This is a genomic window from Microbacterium sp. MYb62, assembly GCF_002979475.1.
Taxonomy (GTDB): domain Bacteria; phylum Actinomycetota; class Actinomycetes; order Actinomycetales; family Microbacteriaceae; genus Microbacterium.
Window position 1 is genome coordinate 1 of sequence record NZ_PCOY01000043.1, and the last position, 5895, is coordinate 5895.

At 70.4% G+C, this 5895-nt stretch carries 5 protein-coding genes; 4 read left to right on the forward strand and 1 reads right to left on the reverse strand.

Annotation, left to right across the window (positions count from 1 at the left end; genetic code table 11):
- The 3 genes from CQ042_RS20095 to CQ042_RS20105 all read left to right on the forward strand — a co-directional run.
- A partial coding sequence (locus CQ042_RS20095) for a 2Fe-2S iron-sulfur cluster-binding protein (protein WP_105672209.1) occupies positions 1 to 951 on the forward strand: 951 nt, incomplete at its 5' end.
- Positions 952 to 964: 13 nt separating this feature from the next.
- Positions 965 to 1735, forward strand: a complete 771-nt coding sequence (locus CQ042_RS20100) for an enoyl-CoA hydratase/isomerase family protein (protein WP_105672210.1) — start codon at positions 965 to 967, stop codon at positions 1733 to 1735.
- 155 nt (positions 1736 to 1890) lie between these two features.
- Positions 1891 to 3414 (forward strand): ATP-dependent DNA ligase, encoded by a 1524-nt coding sequence (locus tag CQ042_RS20105; protein ID WP_105672211.1) that lies wholly within the window; start codon positions 1891 to 1893, stop codon positions 3412 to 3414.
- A gap of 16 nt (positions 3415 to 3430) precedes the next feature.
- Here the strand turns inward: CQ042_RS20105 and CQ042_RS20110 are convergent, their stop codons facing one another.
- Positions 3431 to 3940, reverse strand: coding sequence for a phosphoribosyltransferase (locus CQ042_RS20110; protein ID WP_105672212.1), 510 nt, complete (start codon positions 3938 to 3940; stop codon positions 3431 to 3433).
- Positions 3941 to 4102: 162 nt separating this feature from the next.
- On the opposite strand from CQ042_RS20110, the gene CQ042_RS20115 reads away from it, so the two are divergent.
- On the forward strand, positions 4103 to 5752 hold the full coding sequence (locus CQ042_RS20115) for a thiamine pyrophosphate-binding protein (RefSeq protein ID WP_105672213.1): 1650 nt from the start codon (positions 4103 to 4105) through the stop codon (positions 5750 to 5752).
- Positions 5753 to 5895: the final 143 nt, after the last annotated feature.

The window sequence follows — 5895 nt, forward strand, 5'->3', positions numbered from 1 at the left end:
CTCGACGGCGTCGAGGTGCGGCGCTCCTATTCGCTGTGCCGTGCGCCGGAGCACCGCGACGACGGACGGGACACCCGGCTGAGCGTCGCCGTGAAGCGCGACGAGGGCGGACTGTTCTCGACGTGGGCGCAGACCGGACTCCACGCGGGATTCGAGATCGACGTGATGAGCCCGCAGGGCACGTTCACCTCCGCCCTCGACGACCTCGACGACAGGCACGTGGTGGGGATCGCCGCCGGCTCCGGCATCACGCCGCTGATGGCACTCGCGAACACGGTGCTGACCCGGTCGGACACGTCGCGGTTCACCCTGCTGTACACGAACCGCGCGACGCTCGACGTGATGTTCCTGGAGGATCTCGCCGACCTCAAGGATCGCTACCCCACCCGACTCGTGCTGCACCACGTCCTCTCCCGCGAGCAGCGAGCGGCGCCGGTGCTGTCCGGCCGGATCGATGAGGAGAAGCTGCGGACGATCCTCGGCACGCTGATCCCGCCGTCGACCGTCGACGAATGGTTCCTGTGCGGGCCGCTCGCCCTGGTCGACCTCTGCCGCGAAGTACTGGCCGATGTCGGCGTCGAGCGCTCGCACATCCGCTTCGAGCTGTTCACCACCGGCGACGAACCGGCCCGCGCGGCCCGCCCGGTGCAGGTGCGCGTCGGCGAGAAGACCGTGCGCATCGAGGTGACCCTCGACGGTGTCTCCTCGACCGTCGAGAGCCCTGTCGACGCGCATGAGTCCGTGCTGAACGCAGCACTGCGTGTGCGGCCGGATGCCCCGTTCGCCTGCGCGGGCGGCGTCTGCGGCACCTGCCGCGCGCGCGTGATCGAGGGCAGCGTGACCATGACCGAGAACTACGCTCTGGAACCCGACGAGCTCGAGCGCGGATTCGTGCTCACCTGCCAGTCCCACCCGACCAGCGACCGCGTGGTCGTGGACTACGACGTCTGACCGGAGGCCCTCCATGATCGACCTCACCATCGCGGACGACATCGCCACGATCGTGCTGAACGCGCCGGCGAAACTGAACGCCCTCGACGAGCGTGCCCTCGCCGAGTTGGATGCGGCTTACGTCGAGGCGAAGGCCGCGGGCGTGCGGGCTCTCGTGCTCCGGGGCGAGGGCCGCGCGTTCTGCGCCGGGCGCGACATCTCCGGCGTCACCCCGCAGGACGACGACGTGCTCGGCTATCTCGGCGGCCTCGTCGCCCCGCTGCTGCAGCGGATGGCGCGGTTCCCCGCGCCGACCTTCGCGGTCGCGCACGGCGCCTGCCTCGGGGTCGGTCTCGGCCTCCTGATCGCCACCGACGTCGTGTACGTCGCCGAGTCCGCGAAGATCGGCTCCCCGTTCGCTGCGCTCGGCGCGACGCTCGACTCCGGCGGGCACGCCCTCTTCCTCGACCGGCTCGGGGCGCACAAGACGCTCGACCTGATCTACACGGGGCGACTGATGAGCGGCTCGGAAGCAGTGGCATCGGGACTCTTCTCGCGGGTGCTCCCCGACGATGAGGTCGTGCAGGCGACGACGGATGCCGCGACCGCCGCCGCACGGGGCGCGACGGCCGCGTTCCTCGCGAGCAAGGAGCTGATCGCCCGCATCCGCGACGAGCGGCTCTCCCTGTGGGAGTCCGTCGGGATCGAGAACGCCGCGCAGGCGGTGCTGTGCGACACGGAGGACTATCGGGAAGGGTTCGCCGCGTTCCAGGAGAAGAGGAAGCCGGAGTTCCGCGGGCGCTGACGCCTCGCCACGTTCACGCCTGCCCCGCGCGCGACTCACGTGATATCAGGCGCTCGCGCCGCATCAGGTAGTTCGGGCGACAATCGGCCTGAATCGGCGCATCGGCCTGAATCCGTCCGCTGTCCCACGTCGGTGGCCGGTGCGACAATACCGGGATGATGCTCTCCGAGGTCGTCTCCACGGCGGACGAGGTCGCCGCGACCTCGTCTCGACTCGCGAAGGTCGACGCGCTGGCTCGGCTGCTGGCGCGACCCGCACCGGAGGAGGTCGCGTCACTCGTGGGGCTGCTGCTCGCCGCACCGCGCCAAGGCAGGCTGGGCGTCGGATGGCGAGGTCTCACCGCCATCGACATCCCGCACGCCGGCGATCCCACGCTGACCGTCGCCGACGTCGATGCCTCTCTCGACGCTCTCGCCACGACCTCCGGTTCCGGCTCGGCAGCCGCGCGCACCGGGATCCTCGTCGATCTCGCCGCGCGTGCCACGCCCGCCGAGTGGGACTTCCTGATCCGCGCGATGCTCGGCGAACTGCGCACCGGAGCTCTGTCTGGCGTGCTCCTCGACGCGATCGCGAAGGGGGCCGACCGTCCCGTGGCGATGGTCCGTCGTGCTGCGATGCTCTCCGGCGACCTCGGTGAGACCGCCCGCATCGCGCTGACCGAGCCGTTGGGCGCTCTCGAGGCCATCGGCTTGCAGGTGGGGCGCCCTGTCCTGCCGATGCTGGCGTCGACGGCGACGACTCCCTCCGCCGCGCTCGAGATCACCGGCAGAGCATCGGTCGAGTACAAACTCGACGGCGCCCGCATCCAGGTTCATCGCCACGGCGACGACGTCGGCGTCTACACACGGAGCCTCGCCGACATCACGCACCGCGTGCCGGAGATCGTCGAGATCGTGCGCGCCCTCCCCGTGCACGATGTGATCCTCGATGGCGAGACGCTGTCACTCGACGAAGACGGCGGTCCGCGACCGTTCCAGGAGACCATGTCGCGGTTCGGCGCCGAGGTGTCGCGCGAGCTCGTGTTGCGGCCGTGGTTCTTCGACGTGCTGCACGTGGATGGGCGCGACCTGATCGACGAGCCGCTCTCCATCCGGCTGGCCGAACTCGAACGGGTGGCCGGCGAGTGGCGGATGCCGGGCATCGTGACCGACGTCGCCGGCGTCGCCGAGCAGCTGTCGCGCGACGCCCTCGCCGCCGGGCACGAGGGCGTCGTGGTCAAGGCCGTCGACGCACCCTACGCGGCCGGGCGCCGTGGAAAGTCGTGGGTCAAGGTCAAACCCGTCCTGACCTTCGATCTGGTGGTCCTGGCGGCGGAGTGGGGTTCAGGGCGCCGCCGGGGATGGCTGTCGAACCTGCACCTGGGCGCCCGCGATCCTTCGGGAGAATTCGGCGACCCCGGCGGGTACGTCATGGTCGGCAAGACCTTCAAGGGACTCACCGACGAAATCCTGCGCTGGCAGACCACGGAGTTCCCCGCGCACGAGTCGCACCGCACGGCATCCACCGTGTTCCTGCGTCCTGAGCTCGTCGTGGAGATCGCGATCGACGGTGTGCAGCGCTCTCCGCGGTATCCGGGCGGCATCGCGCTGCGCTTCGCCCGGGTGAAGGGCTACCGGCCGGACAAGACACCGGCCGAGGCCGACACGATCCCGACGCTGCGCTCGCTGCTGCACGGCTGAACCGTGCAGCAGCGGATCAGGCGGACGGGGCGAGCCCCTGATCCTCTTCCCGCACCGTGCCGCGGAACGACCACGGGAAGTCGATCCAGAGGTCGGTGTCCTTCCAGGCGAAGTCGGGCTGGATGATCGTGGACGGCTTGGTGTAGATCGTGACCGAGCGCACGTCGGCACCCTTGTCCTTCAGCAGCTGCACGGCCAGGGCGAGCGTGCGACCCGAGTCGGCGACGTCGTCCACCAGCAGCACGCGGCGTCCGTCGAGATAGGCCATGTCGAGCTCGGGAGGCAGCACCTCGGGGGCGTCGAGGACGGTGCCGATCCCGGTGTAGAACTCGACGTTGATCGCTCCGCAGTTCTTGGCGCCGAGTCCGTAGGCGATCGCTCCGGCCGGGAGCAGGCCCCCGCGCGCGATCGCGACCACGACCTCGGGCAGGAAGCCCGCATCGAGGATGTTCCGCGCCAGATCGCGCGTCGCCGCCCCGAATCCGTCCCAGGTGAGTGTCTCGCGCTCGATCTCTGCATCAGTCATTCCTGCATTCTCCCGCATCCGCGGAGCTCCCTCGCCGGTAGACTGAGCGGGTCCGGCCCGGCCGGTGCCTGAAAAAGAGGCACGAAGCACTTCGCGAAGACGCGAAGGCGAGACACATACGGATCCCGCAGTTCCTCCGTCCCTGTCTCGAAAGGCTTTCGCATGCCCACCGTCTCCGCGCACGTCGCCCTCACCCTCGCCCAGCACATCGACGCCGTCTTCGGGGTGATGGGCAACGGCAACGCCTACTTCCTCGATGCGATCGAGACGCAGACGGATGCCGTGTTCACGGCCGTCCGCCACGAGCAGGGCGCCGTGGTGGCTGCCGACGCCCACTTCCGCGCCTCCGGTCGCATCGCCGCCGGCACGTCGACGTACGGCGCCGGTTTCACGAACACCCTGACCGCATTGGCCGAGGCCGTGCAGGCGCGCGTGCCGCTCGTTCTCGTGGTCGGCGACGAGCCGACATCCGGCCCGCGGCCATGGGACGTCGACCAGATCGCCCTCGCCTCGGCCGTCGGCGCCCGCACGTACACGGTCGGGCATGCGGATGCCGCGGCGACGACGGTGATCGCGATCGAGCACGCCCTCACCTATCGCGTCCCGGTCGTGCTCGCGATCCCCTACGACGTCGCCGCACTGGAGGCGGGGGTGGTTCCCGAGGCTCCGTCACCGCGGATCCCCGCACCGCTCACGCCGCGCGGCGAGTTCGCCGAGGGGATGCTCGACGACATCGCGACCGCGCTGGCCGGTGCAGAGCGACCGTTCCTGCTGGCCGGTCGCGGGGCATGGCTGTCCGGTGCGAGCGCCGCGTTGGGAGAGCTGGCCGCGGCGACCGGCGCCCTCACGGCATCGTCGGCACTCGGCCGCGGGGTCTTCCCCGACACGCGCTACGACCTCGGAGTGACCGGTGGCTTCGGCGCCGACGGCGCGATGGAGCTCATCCGCACCGCCGATGTCGCCGTCGTGTTCGGAGCGGCGTTGAACCAGTTCACGATGCGTTTCGGAGAGCTGTTCGCTCCGGGAACCCGGGTCTTCCAGATCGACATCGCGCCGGCGGCGACGCATGCCCACGTCGGCGGGTTCGTCCGCGCCGATGCCCGGCTGGCTGCGGAGACGCTCGTCGATCGCATCGGCCCGGCATCCCGCGCGAACCCGTGGCGGGAGAGCGTCGATGTCGCTTCCGCTCGGGCCTACGACGCCGGCGACGACCTCGCCCCCGACGGCCGCCTCGACCCGCGATCCGCTGCCCGCCGCATCGCCGAGCTGCTGCCGGAGGACCGCGTCGTGGTGTCGGACGGCGGACACTTCATCGGGTGGGCGAACATGTACTGGCCGGTCGCCGCCCCCGACCGCATGATGATGATCGGCACCGCGTTCCAGTCGATCGGTCAGGGGTGGCCGAGCGTCGTGGGTGCGGCCCTGGCCCGGCGCGAGTCGACCGTGGTGCTCACCTCCGGCGACGGCGGCGGCCTGATGGCGATCGCCGACCTGGAATCCGCGGTGCGCGCTGCGGGCGGCCGGGGCATGGCCGTGGTCTGGAATGACGCCGCATACGGAGCCGAGGTCAACCTCTACGGCCTCAAGGGCCTGGCTGAGGGACCGATGCGCATCCCCGAAGTGGACTTCGCCGCGTTCGGTGCAGCCGTGGGTGCGGAGGGCGTCGTCGTGCGCACGCTCGCCGACCTCGATCGGCTGGCGAGTTGGGCCGAGGAGGATGCCGGGTCGCGCCGATTCCTGCTCTTGGACCTGCGCATCTCGGGTGACGTGATCGCGCCGTATCAGCAGGAGATCATCCGCGTGAACTCCTGATGCGGCCTATCTGACGCTGTGGTGTCGGCCCGAGCACAGGACCGCACCGACACCATCGCGTCATTCAGCCGAGGCGACGTCGCCGATGCAGAACGACCAGGCGTGAGCCGTGCTCGATCGCCTCGCGCCTCTCCCCTCGCACC